The organism is Blastococcus sp. SYSU D00695 (assembly GCF_054050555.1).
Genome location: NZ_JBJGZP010000044.1, coordinates 1 through 15423 on the forward strand (window position 1 = coordinate 1; position 15423 = coordinate 15423).

At 76.4% G+C, this 15423-nt stretch carries 16 protein-coding genes; 5 read left to right on the forward strand and 11 right to left on the reverse strand.

Annotation, left to right across the window (positions count from 1 at the left end; genetic code table 11):
• Nucleotides 1-96 precede the first annotated feature (96 nt).
• From rlmB to ACI781_RS18385, 5 genes are all read right to left on the reverse strand, one after another.
• Nucleotides 97-1068 carry a 23S rRNA (guanosine(2251)-2'-O)-methyltransferase RlmB gene (gene rlmB, locus ACI781_RS18365; RefSeq protein WP_456567571.1) on the reverse strand — a complete coding sequence of 324 codons (972 nt, stop codon included), beginning with the start codon at nt 1066-1068 and terminating at the stop codon, nt 97-99.
• The gene (cysS, locus tag ACI781_RS18370; protein ID WP_456567572.1) at nt 1050-2453 is read right to left on the reverse strand and encodes a cysteine--tRNA ligase; all 1404 of its coding nucleotides are present in this window, start codon (nt 2451-2453) and stop codon (nt 1050-1052) included. Before cysS ends, rlmB begins: the two co-directional genes overlap by 19 nt.
• A 70-nt stretch (nt 2454-2523) precedes the next feature.
• Nucleotides 2524-3009: a 2-C-methyl-D-erythritol 2,4-cyclodiphosphate synthase gene (gene ispF, locus ACI781_RS18375; protein ID WP_456567573.1), complete on the reverse strand. Its 486-nt coding sequence runs from the start codon at nt 3007-3009 to the stop codon at nt 2524-2526.
• Complete coding sequence (gene ispD, locus ACI781_RS18380) at nt 3006-3668, reverse strand: 2-C-methyl-D-erythritol 4-phosphate cytidylyltransferase (RefSeq protein WP_456567574.1); 663 nt, start codon at nt 3666-3668, stop codon at nt 3006-3008. The genes ispF and ispD overlap by 4 nt, the downstream gene beginning before the upstream one ends.
• Before the next feature lie 35 nt (nt 3669-3703).
• Complete coding sequence (locus tag ACI781_RS18385; protein WP_073418385.1) at nt 3704-4186, reverse strand: CarD family transcriptional regulator; 483 nt, start codon at nt 4184-4186, stop codon at nt 3704-3706.
• A gap of 132 nt (nt 4187-4318) precedes the next feature.
• Between ACI781_RS18385 and ACI781_RS18390 the strand changes: the two genes are divergently transcribed.
• A complete protein-coding gene (locus tag ACI781_RS18390) occupies nt 4319-5170 on the forward strand; it encodes a UbiA family prenyltransferase (protein WP_456567575.1) in 852 nt (283 codons plus the stop codon).
• Here the strand turns inward: ACI781_RS18390 and ACI781_RS18395 are convergent.
• The 5 genes from ACI781_RS18395 to ACI781_RS18415 all read right to left on the reverse strand — a co-directional run bounded on the left by ACI781_RS18395 (nt 5160) and on the right by ACI781_RS18415 (nt 10054).
• On the reverse strand, nt 5160-5363 hold the full coding sequence (locus ACI781_RS18395) for a ferredoxin (RefSeq protein ID WP_456567576.1): 204 nt from the start codon (nt 5361-5363) through the stop codon (nt 5160-5162). The two genes, ACI781_RS18390 and ACI781_RS18395, sit on opposite strands and share 11 nt — an antisense overlap.
• Nucleotides 5360-6637 carry a cytochrome P450 gene (locus ACI781_RS18400; protein WP_456567577.1) on the reverse strand — a complete coding sequence of 426 codons (1278 nt, stop codon included), beginning with the start codon at nt 6635-6637 and terminating at the stop codon, nt 5360-5362. The genes ACI781_RS18395 and ACI781_RS18400 overlap by 4 nt, the downstream gene beginning before the upstream one ends.
• Nucleotides 6638-6770: 133 nt before the next feature.
• Nucleotides 6771-7787 carry a hypothetical protein gene (locus ACI781_RS18405; RefSeq protein ID WP_456567578.1) on the reverse strand — a complete coding sequence of 339 codons (1017 nt, stop codon included), beginning with the start codon at nt 7785-7787 and terminating at the stop codon, nt 6771-6773.
• A complete protein-coding gene (locus ACI781_RS18410; protein WP_456567579.1) occupies nt 7784-8416 on the reverse strand; it encodes an RNA polymerase sigma factor in 633 nt (210 codons plus the stop codon). Before ACI781_RS18410 ends, ACI781_RS18405 begins: the two co-directional genes overlap by 4 nt.
• 90 nt (nt 8417-8506) lie before the next feature.
• The gene (locus ACI781_RS18415) at nt 8507-10054 is read right to left on the reverse strand and encodes a cryptochrome/photolyase family protein (RefSeq protein WP_456567580.1); all 1548 of its coding nucleotides are present in this window, start codon (nt 10052-10054) and stop codon (nt 8507-8509) included.
• A gap of 70 nt (nt 10055-10124) precedes the next feature.
• Between ACI781_RS18415 and ACI781_RS18420 the strand changes: the two genes are divergently transcribed.
• From ACI781_RS18420 to disA, 3 genes are all read left to right on the forward strand, one after another.
• Nucleotides 10125-11009 (forward strand): hypothetical protein, encoded by an 885-nt coding sequence (locus tag ACI781_RS18420; RefSeq protein ID WP_456567581.1) that lies wholly within the window; start codon nt 10125-10127, stop codon nt 11007-11009.
• 68 nt (nt 11010-11077) lie between these two features.
• Nucleotides 11078-12442, forward strand: coding sequence for a DNA repair protein RadA (radA, locus tag ACI781_RS18425; RefSeq protein WP_456567582.1), 1365 nt, complete (start codon nt 11078-11080; stop codon nt 12440-12442).
• A gap of 79 nt (nt 12443-12521) precedes the next feature.
• Nucleotides 12522-13607, forward strand: a complete 1086-nt coding sequence (disA, locus tag ACI781_RS18430; RefSeq protein ID WP_456567583.1) for a DNA integrity scanning diadenylate cyclase DisA — start codon at nt 12522-12524, stop codon at nt 13605-13607.
• A 61-nt stretch (nt 13608-13668) separates the two neighbouring features.
• Here the strand turns inward: disA and ACI781_RS18435 are convergent, their stop codons facing one another.
• A complete protein-coding gene (locus ACI781_RS18435) occupies nt 13669-14349 on the reverse strand; it encodes a MucR family transcriptional regulator (RefSeq protein ID WP_456567584.1) in 681 nt (226 codons plus the stop codon).
• Between the two features lie 77 nt (nt 14350-14426).
• On the opposite strand from ACI781_RS18435, the gene ACI781_RS18440 reads away from it, so the two are divergent.
• Entirely contained in the window at nt 14427-15338 is a 912-nt protein-coding gene (locus ACI781_RS18440) for an A/G-specific adenine glycosylase (RefSeq protein ID WP_456567585.1), read from the forward strand.
• The last annotated feature ends 85 nt before the right edge of the window (nt 15339-15423 follow it).

A 15423-nucleotide genomic window follows, 5' to 3' on the forward strand; every position in this document is an offset into this window, starting at 1 on the left:
GAGATCGGCGATCTCGGCGGTATCAGCGCCCGATGCCGCCGAGATCGCCGATCTCGGCGGGGGCAGGCACCGGGGACCAGGCAGCCAGCGGGCAGCTCAGCGGCGGGCGTCGGCCGCCGCGTAGAGCGCGATGCCGGCCGCGACGCTGACGTTGAGCGACTCGGTGTCCCGGGTGATCGGGATGCGGACGACGACGTCGCAGCGCTCGCGCACCAGCCGGGACAGGCCGGTCCCCTCGGCGCCGACGACCAGCGCCACGGGGTCGGCGAAGCCGTCGTAGTCGTGCAGGTCGACGTCGCCGTCCCCGGCCAGGCCGACCGTCTGCAGCCCGGCGTCCTGGTAGGAGGCCAGCGCCCGGGCCAGGTTGACCGCGCGCGCCACCGGCAGGCGGGCCGCGGCCCCGGCACTGGTCCGCCAGGCCGAGGCGGTCATGCCGACCGACCGGCGCTGCGGCACGACGACCCCGTGCGCGTCGAACGCGGCGGCCGAGCGGACGACGGCGCCGAGGTTGCGCGGGTCGGTGACGCCGTCCATCGCGACGACCAGCGGCGGCCGGCCGGAGTTGCGGGCGATGTCGAGCAGGTCGTCGGGGTGCGCGTACTCGTACGGTGGCACCTGCAGGCCGATGCCCTGGTGCAGGGCGTGGTTGGACATCCGGTCGAACTCGGCCTTGCCGACCTCGAGCAGCGGCAGCCCGCGGTCGGCGGCCAGCGTGAGCGCCTCGGTGACCCGCTCGTCGCTGCGCCCGGAGTCGGTGACCACGTACAGCGCCGTCGCCGGGATCTCGGCCCGCAGCGCCTCGACGACGGGGTTGCGGCCCAGCAGCAACTCGGGCGCCTCCTCGGCGCGCTGGCGGCTGCGGTCGCGCTCGGTGCGGCGGCGGGCCTCGGCCTGCGCCTTGCGCTGCGCCGGGTGGCCCTTGCGCGCCTCGGCCGGCGGGGTCGCCCCGCGCCCGGCGAGCGACCGGCGGTTCTTGCCGCCGGTGCCCGCGGTCGCGGTCTTCTTGCCGGCGCCGGTGGACCGGCCTCGGCGCTGACTGTTGCCGGCCATCAGCGGCTCAGCTCCCATCGGGGTCCTGCCGGGGTGTCCTCGACCTGCACACCGAGGGCGGTGAGCTGGTCGCGCACCGCGTCGGCGGTGGCGAAGTCCTTGCGGGCACGGGCGGCCTGCCGCTGCTCCAGGGCCAGGCGCACCAGGCCGTCGGTGACGTCGGCGAGCCGGTCGTCGGTGCCGCCGGCCGCCGCCCAGTGCGGGTCCAGCGGGTCCAGCCCCAGGACGGCGAGCATCGCGCGCACCGCGGCCAGGTCGGCGGCAGCGGCGGCGTCGTCGCCCCGGTCGAGGGCGCCGTTGCCGTCGCGGACGGTGTCGTGCACGACGCCCACCGCCGCCGAGGTGCGCAGGTCGTCGTCCATGGCGGCGTCGAACGCGGCCGGTCGCCCGCCCGGCTCGACGTCACCCACGCGCTCGACCGCCCGGCGGACGAAGGACTCGATCCGCCGGTAGGCGACCCCGGCCTCCTGCAGCGCGGCGTCGGTGAACTCGATCGTCGACCGGTAGTGCGGGGTCACGAGGTAGTAGCGCAGCTCCACCGGCCGCACCCGCTGCACGACCTCGTCGACCAGCGCGGTGTTGCCCACGGACTTGCTCATCTTCTCGCCGCCGAGGGTCACCCAGCCGTTGTGCACCCAGTAGCGGGCGAAGGCGTCGCCGGCGGCCCGGGACTGGGCTTGCTCGTTCTCGTGGTGCGGGAAGCGCAGGTCCAGCCCGCCGCCGTGGATGTCGAACTCGGCGCCCAGGTAGCGCCCGGCCATCGCCGAGCACTCCAGGTGCCAGCCGGGCCGGCCGCGGCCCCAGGGGGTCGGCCAGGACGCGGTGCCCGGCTCCCCCGGCTTGCTGCCCTTCCACAGCGCGAAGTCGCGCGGGTCGCGCTTGCGGTCGTCGGTGTCGGTGTCGGCGGCCGGCTGCAGGTCGTCGACCCGCTGCCCGGTGAGCGCGCCGTAGTCGGGGAAGGAGCGGACGTCGAAGTAGACGTCCCCGCCGGCGGCGTAGGCGTGCCCGCGCTCGATGAGCCGCTCCATCAGCTCGACCATCTCGGGCACGTGGCCGGTGGCCCGCGGCTCGTAGGTGGGCGGCAGCACGCCGAGGACGTCGTAGGCCCGCGTGCAGGCCAGCTCGTTCTCGTAGGCCCAGGCCCACCACGGGACGCCGTTCGCCTCGGCCTTGGCCAGGATCTTGTCGTCGACGTCGGTGACGTTGCGGACCAGCGTCACCCGGTGGCCGGTGGCGGTCAGCCAGCGGCGCAGGACGTCGAAGTTCAGGGCGGCGCGGACGTGCCCGACGTGCGGCGGCCCCTGCACCGTCAGGCCGCAGACGTACACGGAGACCTCGCCCGCGCGCAGGGGCACGAACTCGCGGACCGCACGGGCGGCGGTGTCGTGGAGGCGGAGGCTCACCGCGCGGAGTCTACGGAGCCCGGAACGGCGCCCCCGGCTCGCTCCCGCGGGCGCCTGCGGTCCCGCCCGCTCACGACCCGGCCCGGACCACCAGCGCGGTCGCCACCGCCGCCCGGCCCTCCCCGCGCCCGACCAGGCCCAGCCCGTCGGTCGTGGTGCCCGAGACGCTGACCGGGGCGCCCAGGGCGGCCGACAGCACGGCCTCCGCCTCGGCCCGCCGCGGGCCCAGCTTCGGCGTGGGTGCGATCAGCTGGACCGAGGCGTTGCCGACCCGCCAGCCGGCGTCGGCCAGCACCGCGCGCACGTGCTCGAGGACGGCCGCGCCGCGGGCGCCGGCCCAGCGCGGGTCGTCGGTGCCCAGCAGGCCGCCGATGTCGCCGAGGCCGGCCGCGGAGAGGACGGCGTCGGTCAGGGCGTGCGCGACGACGTCGCCGTCGGAGTGCCCCGCGCAGCCGTCCGCGCCGGGCCACTGCAGGCCGGCGAGCCAGCACTCGCGGCCGGCCTCGACCGGGTGGACGTCGACGCCGGTGCCCACGCGCGGCAGCTCGGTGCTCACCGGCCCACCAGCAGCTCGGCCAGCGCCAGGTCGTGGGCGACGGTGATCTTCGCGGCGCGGTCGGAGCCGGCGACGGTGCGCACGGGGACGCCCAGGGCGCGGACCACGGCGGCGTCGTCGGTCAGCTCGACGCCCTCCTCCAGCTCCCCGTAGGCCTCGGCGAGCACGACGCGGGAGAAGCCCTGCGGGGTCTGCACCCGGCGCAGCGTCGCGCGGTCGGGGGCCGCCGTGACGGCCCCGTCGGCGTCGACCACGACGGTGGTGTCGACGACGGGCAGCACCGGGACCACCGCCGCGGCGCCGGCGGCCAGCGCGTCGAGCACGCGGGTGACCACGGCGGGCGGGGTCAGCGGGCGGGCGGCGTCGTGCACCAGGACGGCGGCGGCACCGGGGTCGCTGGCGTCGAGCGCGGCCCGGACCGACGCGGTGCGGGACTCCCCGCCCTCGACCAGGGTGGCCAGCCCGCGCAGGGCGGTCGCGAAGGCCTCCCGTTCCGCGGGCGGCACGGCGACCACGACCTCGGCCGCGCCGCCGTCGAGCAGGGTCTGCACCGCCCAGACCACGAGCGGGCGGCCGCCCAGCGGCACGAGCGCCTTGGGCCGGTCGGCCCCCAGACGCAGACCACTCCCGGCCGCTGCGACGATGCCGACAGCGTGCACGGGAGCGGTCAGGGAGTGCGGGGCGCGGGGTGCGCTCAGCTGGCGAGGACCTCGTCGAGGAGGACCTCCGCCTTGTCCTCGTTGGTGCCCTCGGCGAGCGCGAGCTCGCTGACGAGGATCTGCCGGGCCTTGGAGAGCATCCGCTTCTCGCCGGCGGACAGCCCGCGGTCCTTGTCCCGGCGCCACAGGTCGCGCACGACCTCGGCGACCTTGTTGACGTCGCCGGAGGCCAGCTTCTCGAGGTTGGCCTTGTAGCGACGGGACCAGTTGGTCGGCTCCTCCGTGTGCGGGGCGCGCAGCACCTCGAACACCCGGTTGAGCCCGTCCTGACCGACGACGTCGCGGACACCGACGATCTCTGCGTTGTCGGCCGGGACGCGCACGGTGAGGTCACCCTGGGCGACCTTCAGCACGAGGTAGGCCTTCTCTTCGCCCTTGATGACCCGAGTCTCGATCGCCTCGATCAGAGCAGCGCCGTGGTGCGGGTAGACGACGGTCTCGCCGACAGTGAAGCCCATGTGGATGTGACCCCTTTCGCTGTCCACAGCCTACCACGGCAGACTGCTTCCAGGCGCGTCTCAGGATCGGCAAAGCCGCAGGTCAGAGGCCACATGAGATACCCGGGAGGGGTTGACACGACGATGGTCGGTGTGCCTGCGGAGCCCGTCCGGCGGGGTGCCGTGGGCCGTGCGCTGGTGCTCGCGACCCACCCCGGGCCGGCGGTCGCGGTCACCGTCGTCGCCACGCTCCTGGCCGTCGCCGCCGGGGTGCAGGCGGGGCGCGTGGTCCTGGTGTTCCTTGCCGTCCTCGCAGGTCAGGCGTCCATCGGCTGGAGCAACGACTGGCTGGACGCCGACCGCGACCGGGCCGTCGCGCGCGCGGACAAACCCGTCGTGCAGGGCGCGGTGGACCCGGTGCTGCTGCGCACGGCGGCCCTGGCGGCCGCGGCCGTCGCCGTCGTCCTGTCGCTGCTGCTGGGGCCCGCGCCGGGGCTGCTCCTGCTGGTCCTGGTGGTCAGCGGCTGGGCCTACAACGCCGGCCTGAAGCGCACCGCCGCCTCCGTCGTCCCGTACGTGACCGGGTTCGGGCTGCTCCCCGCCGGCGTCGTCGCCGCGGCGCCGGGCACCCCGGCCGCGCCCTGGTGGCTGGTCGCCGCCGGCGGTGCGCTGGGCGCCGCCGCCCACCTGGCCAACGTCGCACCCGACGTCGAGGAGGACCTCGCCACGGGCGTGCGCGGGTTCCCGCACCGGATCGGGCCCCGGGCGTCCGCGGCGGCCGGCGCGGCGCTGCTGTTCGCCGCCTCGCTGGTGCTGGTGCTCGGTCCCGACGGCCCGCCGACGCCGGCCGGCTGGGCCTGCCTCGCCCTCGCCGCCCCGGCGGTGGCCGTCGCCGCCCTGTCCGGGACCGAGCGCTTCCGCCGGCTGGCCTTCCCCGCCGTGATGCTGCTGACGGTGCTCGACGTCGTCCTGCTGCTCCTGGGCGGCGCCGGGCTCACCGCCTAGGCGTCTCCCCGGGCAGGGACAGCGCACCGCTGGGGCAGGCGCGCACCGCCTCCGCCACCGCGGACGGGTCCGCCGGCGCCTCCTGCCGCACGTGGAGGACGCCGTCGTCGTCCAGTTCGAAGACCGTCGGCGCCAGCACCTCGCACACGCCGCTGGCGATGCACCGCTCCCGGTCGACCACGACCCGCGTCACCGGGTCAGCCTGGCCGGCAGCCGCTTGAGCCCGTTGACGAACGACGACTGCAGCCGGGCCGGGGGCCCGGTCACCTCGAGGTCGGGCAGGTGGTCGAACAGCGCGCGGAAGGCGACGGCGACCTCCCGCCGCGCGAGGTGGGCGCCCAGGCAGAAGTGCGGGCCCTTCGACCCGAACCCGACGTGCGGGTTCGGGTCGCGGGTCAGGTCCAGCCGGTGCGGGTCGGGGAAGACGGCGGGGTCGCGGTTGGCGGCGGCGTAGAACAGCAGGAACTTGCTGCCCGCCGGGAACTGCCGGCCGGACAGCTCGACGTCCCGGGTCGCCGTCCGCCGCATCCAGGTGATCGGGCTGGTCCAGCGGACCACCTCCTCCACCGCGGTGCGGGTGATCCCCGGGTCGGCCGCCCACCGGTCGCGCTGGTCGGGGTGCTCGGACAGCGCCAGCACCCCCTGGGAGATGGCGTTGCGGGTGGTCTCGTTGCCGGCGACCAGCAGCAGGATGAAGAAGCTGGCGATCTCCTGGTCGCTCAGCCGCTCCCCGTCGACCTCCGCCGTCACCAGCGCCGTCGTCAGGTCCTCGGCCGGGCGGCTGCGCCGCTCCACCGCCATCCGGGTCATCAGCCCGGCCAGCAGCTCGCCGGCGGCCAGGAAGGCGGCGACGGCGTGGTCCTCGCTGTCGATCAGCTCGGGGTCGCCGCCGGAGAGTATGACGTTGGACTGCTGCAGCACCATGGCGCGGTCCTCGTCGGGGACGCCCATCAGGTCGCAGATGACCCGCAGCGGGATCGGGGCGGCCAGGTCGGCGACGACGTCGAGCGTGCCGTCACCGGCCTCGGCGGTGCGGCGCGCCCGGGCGACGACGTCCTCGGCCACCGCCTGCACCGAGCCGACCAGGCCCTCGAGGATGCGCGGGGTGAACGCCTTGGCCACGATCCGCCGGATCTTGGCGTGCCGCGGGTCGTCCATGCTGATCAGCGAGCCGTAGAACTCGTTGAGGTCCGGCGGCATGTCCTGGATCGACACCGCGCCCGCGCCGGAGGAGAAGAGGTCCGGCCGGGAGCTGATCGCCTCGACGTCGGCGTAGCGGGTGACCGCGTGGTAACCGGGTCCGACCGGCAGGTAGGGGATCTCCGGTTCACGGAAGAACGCGAACGGAGCCTCGGCGCGCAGCCGGTCGAGCACCGCGTGCTTGACCTCCGGCGACTGCCCCCAGAACGCCCGGTCGGAGAGGTCGACGGCGTCCAGGCCGGAGCCGGGGTGGACGGGCACGGACACGGGGCCTCCCGGGACGCGGCGCAGGGGCCCTCACCGTGGCGCCGGTCACATCGCCGGTCAAGCCCCCGGCGGGCGGCGGTCCCGCGCCGGGAGGCCGGGCGGGGCCGGGCACGACGCCCGGCCCCGCCGGAGGTCAGCGGCGACCGCCGCCGTGGCCGTTCCCGGACCCGTTGCCGTTGCCCGTGCCGGCGTTGCCGTTGCCGTTGCCGTGACCGTTGCCAGAGCCGTTGCCGTTCCCCGGGCCGCTGGTGCTGTTGGTGCCGCCGTCGGAGCCGGCCGCGGCGGGGGCGGGCGCCGGAGCGGGCGCCGGTGCGGGCTGGTCGACCACCGGGTCACCGGCCGGCTCCTCGGGCGCGGACGGGGGCTGCTCGGCCGGGTCCTCCTGGACCGGCAGCGAGGCCCGCGCCAGGTCCTGGCACGTGGTCAGGTCCGGACCGTGCGGCTTGCCCACGCGGGCGAAGCAGCTGACGACCTCCCCGCGGACGAGCCCGGCGTGGCTGCCGGCGCTCACCCACGCGCCGAAGGAGCCCCAGTCCTCGTCGGGGTTCGCCGGGCCCAGCGCCCACACCGCGGGGTCGACCGGCGCGGTCTCGCCGGCGACCTCGTCCGTGGCGCCGTCCGTCGTCTCGTCCGTGGTCTCGCCCGTGGTCTCGCCGGTGGTCCCGTCCGTGGTCTCGCCGGTGGTCCCGTCGGTGGTCCCGTCGGCGCCGACGACGTCGTCGGTGCCGGCGTCGGCGTCGGCGTCGGTGCCGTCGCTGGTGGTGACGACGGCCGGGTCGTCGTCCTGGCCCGGCAGGACCTGCGCCGTCGCGGCACCGGTCAGGACGAGCGCGGCCGCGCCGCCGGCGACCGCGGCCTTGGCGACGGCGCCGGTGGCGGCGAACTTGGCGACGAGCGTGCTGAGGATCATGCGGGGTCTCTTCCGTGAGCTGCGTGCGGGTCGGCCGACCGTCGTCCGCGACGGGTCGGTGGTCAGACCGGTCGCCAGCAGCTCGGCCAGGGCCGCGTTCGGCCGCCCGGGCGCGGTCGCCGCTGCCCGGACCGCGTCGGTGAACGCGGTCAGGGCGCGGGCGTCCGCGGTCCCGGGACGGCCGGCGAGGGCGGCCTCGAAGGCCTCCTCGGCGACTCGGGCGTCGGCTGGCGTGGTCATCTCGCTCCCGTCATCGCCGGGCGGGCCCGCAGGGGTACGCGGGCCGCCGCCGGCTCACCCGCCGGGGTGAGCCCGGGCGGCGCCAGCTCCTCGCGCAGCCGGCGCAGACCGCGCCGCTGCAGGGCCTTGACCGCCCCCGGCGACCGGCCCAGCACGTCGGCCACCTGCTCGACGGTCAGGTCGGCCAGGACCCGCAGCAGCAGCACCGAGCGCTGGTCGGACGGCAGTCCGCCGCACAGCCGGTGCACCGCCTCGGTGCCGAGGCGGTCGAGGACGTCGTCCTCCACGTCGCCACCGACGGCGTCGGGGACCAGCTCGTCCCCGCCGTCGGCCAGCTGCGGACGGCGCCCGCGCCGGCGCCAGTCGTCGACCAGCCGGCGGTGGGCGATGGTGAACACCCACGACCGCAGACCGGCCTCGTCGCCGGTGAACGACGCCAGCCCGCGGAAGACGTCGAGGAACGTCTCGCTGGCCAGGTCGTCGGGCTCGACCGCCCCGTGCAGCCGCAGGTAGCCGGTAACCGCCGGGGCCAGGTCGCGGTAGAGGACCTCGAAGGCCCACCCCGCGCCGGCCCGCGCGGCCGCGAGCACGCCGTCGAACGCCGTTCCCAGTCCCGCGTCCCGCGCCATCCGCACCTCCCGCCGTCTCCCCGTGGCGGAGAGGGCATCGGCAGGGACGGGCCCGTCCTGTACGGCGGTCGCCCGGACGGGCGGTGCGGGCTAGGGCGGCGTCGTCCCCCGCTCGCGCTCCTGCTCGACCACGAGCGGCAGGTCCGCCAGCCGGTCCAGGCCCTGCAGCGGGCGGCGCATCCGCTGGTTGCCGGCCAACCGCTCCCGGTTGCGCTCGAGGAAGGCCCAGTAGCCGGCCGTGAACGGGCAGGCGTCCTCGCCGAGCCGCTTGCGCGGGTCGTAGCGGCAGCCGCCGCAGTAGTCGCTCATCCGGTCGATGTAGGCGCCGCCCGAGGCGTACGGCTTGGTGGCGAGCACCCCGCCGTCGGCGTGCTGGCTCATGCCGACGACGTTGCTCACCATCACCCAGTCGTAGCCGTCGACGAACGAGCGGTGGAACCAGTCGGTCATCTCCAGCGGGTCGATGCCGCGCTGCAGGGCGTAGTTGCCCAGCACCATCAACCGCGGGATGTGGTGCACCCAGCCGTCGCGCCGGAGGTCGGTGAGGACGCCGGACAGGCAGGCGGCGTCCACGGCGTCGCCGTCGAGCTCGGCCAGCCACCCGGGGACGTGCTCGGTGGCCGCGAGCGCGTTGCCGTGCCGGTACTCCCGGCCCAGGTGCCAGTACAGGTGCCAGACGTAGTCCCGCCAGCCCATGACCTGCCGGACGAACCCCTCGACGCTGTTGAGCGGCAGCGGGTCCCCCGCCGCGGCGCGGTCGCGGGCGGTGCGCTCGGCGGCGGTGACGACCTCCAGCGGGTCGAGCAGCCCCAGGTTGAGCGCCGGCGACAGCAGCGAGTGGGCCAGCCACCGGTCGCCGGAGAGCATCGCGTCCTCGTGCGGCCCGAACGCACCCAGCCGGTTCTCCAGGAAGTCGTCGAGCCGGTACAGGGCCTCCGCGCGGGTGGCCGGGAACAGCCGCGGGCCGTCGTCCCCCACGAACGAGACCAGCCCCTCGGCCTCCCACCGGTCGAGGTCGGCCCGCACCTCGGCGTCGATCTCGTCCTCCTGCGGCCACCACGGCTCGGGGACGCCCACGCGCCCGTCGGCCGGCGGGGGCTCGCGGTTCTCCGTGTCGAGGTTCCAGCGGCCACCGACCGGCTCGCCGCCGTCCATCAGGACGTCGTGGCGGCGCCGGGAGTCGCGGTAGAAGTCCTCCATCAGCAGCCGGCGCCTGCCCCGCCCCTCGGCCCACGCGGTGAACTCCGCCCGGGTGGCCACGAAGCCCCGGGCGGCGAGCACCTGCAGGTCCGGGCGGCGCAGCACGTAGTCGCGGCTGCTCCAGGTGGTGGGCGCGCACACCGACAGCGGCTCCCGCACGCGGTCCAGCGCCTCGGCGTACGTGGCCACCCGGTGGAACTCGGCCTGCTCGCCGAGCTCGGCCGCGCGGTGCCGCAGCGCCGACAGCACCAGGTGCGCCTTCTGCCGGTGGAAGCGGCGGCGCGCGAGGACCGCCCGCGCCTCGACCAGCAGCACCGGCTGGCCGGGTCCGTCGAGGAAGTGCGGGCCCATCTGGTCGGCGAAGCACCACCGTCGCGTCCCCGGCGCGCGCGCCGGGAAGTCGGCCAGCGCCGGGTCGGGACCCTCGCGGAGACCCACGGCCTCACCTCCCGGCGGACATCGTGGGTCGACCGTTAGGCTCGGCGCGACTCAGGCCACCGAACTCGCGGTGGCCGGCACGTGCTCGCTGGAGGTCGACGTGAACCGCGCACTGCGCGCCGCCACGATGGGGGCCCTGCTGCTCACCCCGGTCGTGATGACCGCCTGCAGCGCCGGGCAGGTCAACCAGACCAGCTCGCAGGACCGCGACAAGGTCGGCCCCAGCGCCCAGGTCGGCGACCTGGAGCTGCGCCAGGTCCAGCTCGCGAACCCGTGCGAGGCGGACGAGGACGCCACCGCCTACGAGGACGGCGACTCCCCGGAGCTCGTCCTCTCCATCGTCAACGGGGGCCGCGCGGCCGACACGCTGACCGGCATCTCGGGCGACTTCTTCGAGGGCGTCTACGTCGGCGAGGTGCCCGGCGACACCCCGGCCGCACCGGTCACCTCCTCGGCCCCGCCCGCGGCGGCGACCACCGGGGCGCCCGGTGGCACCGCCGGGTCGACGGGTGCGGAGAGCACCGGTGCAGAGGCCACCGGCACCGGCGCGGAGGGCACGGGCACCGGCGCGGAGGGCACGGGCACCGGCGCCGCGACCCCGGCGGCCCCGACCGCCCCGGCGCCCGTGACCCCGACCGAGCGCCTCGACGTCGAGGTGCCGGCGGGCGAGGTGACCACCATCGGGCTGCGCCAGTACGAGGAGGGCGACCCCTGCGCCCCCGAGATCGCGGCCGACACCACCCGCCTGTTCCTCGCCGACGTCTCGCTCGACGAGCCCCTGACGGCGAGCCAGACGGTCACGCTCACCCTCACCTTCGCCGACGCCGGTGAGGTCACCGTCCCGGCCCTCGTCGCCGGCCCCGCCGGCGCCGTCGAGCGCGGCGAGGCGTTCGACTTCCACCACGAGGAGGAAGGCGCCGAGGGCGGCAACGAGCAGGACACCGAGTCCGAGTGACCCGGCGGCTCCCCGCCGCGGGAGCCGGCCTGCCGGGAACCGTCGGACCCCGCGGCTAGCGTCGGCGCGTGCCTCCCGCCGCGAAGACCGCCCGCCCCGCCCACCGCTGCTCCGAGTGCGGGTTCTCCTCGGCGAAGTGGGTGGGGCGCTGCCCCGAGTGCCAGGCGTGGGGCTCGCTGCAGGAGGTCGGCAGCGTCCCCTCCGGCGGCCTGCGCGCGGTGGTCGCCGGCCCGGTCACGGCGCCGGCCCGGCCGATCGCGGAGGTCGAGCTCACCGGGTCCCGCGCCGTCCCGACCGGCATCGCCGAGTTCGACCGCGTCCTGGGCGGCGGCCTGGTCCCCGGCGCCGTCCTGCTGGTCGCCGGGGAACCGGGCGTGGGCAAGTCGACGCTGCTGCTGGAGGTCGCCCACCGCGTCGCGGCGACCAACGGTCCCGCGCTGGTGGTGTCGGGCGAGGAGTCGGCCGGCCAGGTGCGCCTGCGCGCCGAGCGGATCGGCGCGCTGCACGACCGGTTGTACCTGGCCGCCGAGACCGAGCTGTCGGCGGTGCTCGCCCACGTCGAGCAGGTACAGCCCACGCTGCTGGTGCTCGACAGCGTCCAGACCGTGCGCTCCCCCGCCGTCGACGGCACCGACGGCGGCTCGACGCAGGTCCGCGCCGTCGCCAGCGCCCTGACCGCCGTGGCCAAGTCCCGCGGCATGACCACGATCCTCGTCGGCCACGTGACCAAGGACGGCGCGATCGCCGGTCCCCGCACGCTCGAGCACCTGGTCGACGTGGTCGTCTCCTTCGACGGCGAGCGGCACTCCACGCTGCGCCTGGTCCGCGCGACCAAGAACCGGTTCGGCCCGGCCGACGAGATCGGCTGCTTCGAGATCGGCGACGCCGGCGTCGTCGGGGTGCCCGACCCGTCGCACCTGTTCGTGTCCCGGCGGGCCGCGGCGGTGCCCGGCAGCTGCGTCACGGTGAACATGGAGGGCAGCCGCCCGCTGCTGGCCGAGGTGCAGGCCCTGGTGGCGCCCAGCGGCGGCGGCTCCCCGCGGCGGGCCGTGAGCGGGCTGGACCCGCAGCGGGTGGCGATGGTGAACGCCGTCCTCGAGCGGCGCGGTGGCGTGCGGCTGGCCGAGGCCGACGTCTTCGCCGCCTCGGTCGGCGGCGTGAAGATCGCCGAGCCGGCCGCCGACCTCGCCCTCGCGCTGGCGATCGCCTCGGCGGCGCGCGACACCCCGCTCCCGGTCGGCATGGTGGCGGTGGGCGAGGTGGGGCTGTCCGGGGAGATCCGGCGGGTGGGTGGCACGGGCCGGCGCCTGGCCGAGGCCGCCCGGCAGGGCTACCAGATCGCCCTCGTCCCGGAGGACGCCGGCCCGGCCCCGAAGGGGATGCGACTGGTCGAGGTGTCCGACCTCGGCACGGCGCTGGCCCGGCTCCGCTGATCGTCGTGCGAGCCGCCCCAGTACCGTTGGGCGACACGTAGACTCAGCCGCCGCACCACGTCGACCGTCAGGAGCGCTCGTGCCCCCCGCTGTGGACACCGAGGCCGCGCTACGCGAGCTCCTCGGCCGCATCGCACCCGGCACGGCCCTGCGCGACGGCCTGGAGCGGATCCTCGCCGGGCGCACCGGCGCGCTGATCGTGCTGGGCTACGACCGGGTGGTCGAGTCCATCTGCACCGGCGGCTTCGCCCTCGACGTCGCGCTCTCCGCGACCCGCCTGCGCGAGCTGGCCAAGATGGACGGCGCGGTGATCGTCTCCTACGACGGGCTGCGCATCGTCCGGGCCGGCGTGCACCTCATGCCCGACCCCACCGTCCCCACCGAGGAGTCGGGCACGCGGCACCGGACGGCGGAGCGCGTCGCGATCCAGACCGGCTTCCCCGTGATCTCAGTCAGCCAGTCGATGCACATCATCAGCGTCTACGTGGCCGGCCGGCGGTACACGCTCGAGCACCCCACGACCATCCTCGCGCGGGCCAACCAGGCGCTCGCCGCGCTGGAGCGCTACAAGCTGCGCCTCGACGAGGTCGCCAGCACCCTCTCCGCCCTGGAGATCGAGGACCTGGTCACGGTCCGCGACGCGATGAGCGTCAGCCAGCGCCTGGAGATGGTGCGCCGCATCGCCGACGAGATCGAGGGCTTCGTCGTCGAGCTGGGCACCGACGGGCGCCTGCTGGCCCTGCAGCTGGACGAGATGCTCGCCGGGGTGGAGGAGGACCGCGGGCTGCTGGTCCGCGACTACCTGCCCAACGGCGGGCGCCGCACCCGCAGCACCGAGCAGGTGCTCACGGACCTGCGGGCCCTGTCCGCCACCGAGCTGCTCGACCTCTCCGCGGTCGCGCGCTGCTACGGCCTGCCGACCTCCGCCGACGCGCTCGACTCCCCCGTCAGCCCGCGCGGCTTCCGGCTGCTGGCGCGGGTCCCCCGACTGCCCGCGGGCATCATCGACCGGCTGGTCGACCACTTCGGCGGCCTGCAGAAGCTGCTGGCCGCCACCATCGAGGACCTGCTGGCCGTCGAGGGGGTCGGCGAGGCCCGCGCCCGCGGCATCCGCGAGGGGCTGTCCCGGCTCGCCGAGACCTCCATCCTCGACCGCTACAGCTGAGAGCGGCCCCCGGTCAGCTGAGGGCCTCCGTCCCCGCTCGCACGCCCGGGTCGGCGCCGGATCAGGTGAGGGTGAGCGGGGAGTCCGCGCTGGTCGCGGTCTCCATCCGGCCGCGCAGCAGGTAGTCCCCCGGCGGGACCACGGTCCGCTCGACGCCGCACGTCGGCTCGCTCGACAGGCCGCTCCACACGAGCGGGAAGACGACCTGCTCCCCCGGCGCCAGGGTGCGGGTGTCGTCGCTGGACTCGGGCTGGCAGTCGTTGCTGCCCCACACCCGTGTGCCCGCGGTGTCCACCAGCACGATCTCCTGCAGCTCCGCGTCCAGCACCCGGACGCACGGCACCGCCGACACGTTGATGACCGCGAGCTCCAGCGTCGGCCCGCTCCCGGACGCCACCGTGCCCGGCCCCCGCACCTCGACGGCGATCATGTCGTCGCTGCACGGGTCGCCGGGCTGCGGGCCGGCGGGCGGTGCCGGGGTCTCCTCGACGGCGGCGGGCGGCGTCGGGGTCTGCACGCTGGCCAGCGACGGCAGCACGCGCTCCAGCGCGGGGGTGCCGGCCGCCCCGGTCGCGGCCGCGGGAGTGCTGCCGCCGGTGGCCTCCTCCTCCCCGGAGCCGCCGCCCAGCAGCGCGACGCCGAGCCAGCCACCGCCCCCGAGGACGGCGACGAGGAGCGTGAGCACCAGGAGCCGCCGTCGCCAGTAGACGGCGGCAGGCAGGGGCCCGACCGGGTGCAGCACGGCCAGAACGGTAGTGCGGCGCCGACGGGGCCACGCGTCCGGCACGCCGCTCCGGCCGGACGGCACACTGGACCCCCGTGGACAGCACCGACCCGCCGCCGGCGGCACCGCCGGGCAGCACCGGCCCGGCCCTCGGCGAGGCGCTGGTCGACTGGTTCGCGGACGCCGCCCGGGACCTGCCGTGGCGCCGTCCCGGCACCGACCCGTGGGCGGTGCTGGTCAGCGAGGTGATGCTGCAGCAGACCCCGGTCGCGCGCGTCGAGCCCGTGTGGCGGGAGTGGGTGTCCCGCTGGCCCACCCCGGCGGACCTGGCCGCCGTCTCGCCCGCCGACGTCATCCGCGCCTGGGGCAAGCTCGGCTACCCCCGCCGGGCCCTGCGGCTGCGGGAGACGGCGATCGCGCTCGTGGCCCGCCACGGCGGGCAGGTCCCCGCGGACGTGGCCGCGCTGGAGGCGCTGCCGGGCGTCGGCACCTACACCGCCCGCGCCGTCGCCTGCTTCGGCCACGGGCAGCCCCAGCCGGTCGTGGACACCAATGTGCGTCGCGTCGTGGCCCGCCTGGTCCACGGCCGGGCGGACGCCGCCCCCGCGCGGGCCGCGGACCTGACCGACGTCGCCGCGCTCGCGCCCGCCGACCCGGCGCGCGCGGTGCGCTTCTCGGTGGCCGCGATGGAGCTCGGGGCGCTGGTCTGCGTGGCCCGCACGCCCCGCTGCGACCGGTGCCCGGTGCGGACCTCCTGCGCGTGGCGCCTGGCCGGCAGTCCCGCGGCGGAGGGTCCGGCGCGGCGCGTGCAGCGGTTCGCGGGGACCGACCGGCAGGTGCGCGGCCGGCTGCTCGACGTCCTCCGGGCCGCCGATGCGCCGGTCGGCACCGCCGTCCTCGACGCCGTGTGGGAAGACGCCGCCCAGCGCAGCCGGTGCCTGGACTCGCTGCTGGCCGATGGCTTGGTCGAGCAGACCGCCGACGGCCGCTTCACCCTCCCCGCCTGACCGGCCCCCGTCCGCCAACCCCCGCCGAGATCGGCGATCTCGGCGGTATCAGGCGCTGATGCCGCCGAGATCGCCGATCTCGGCG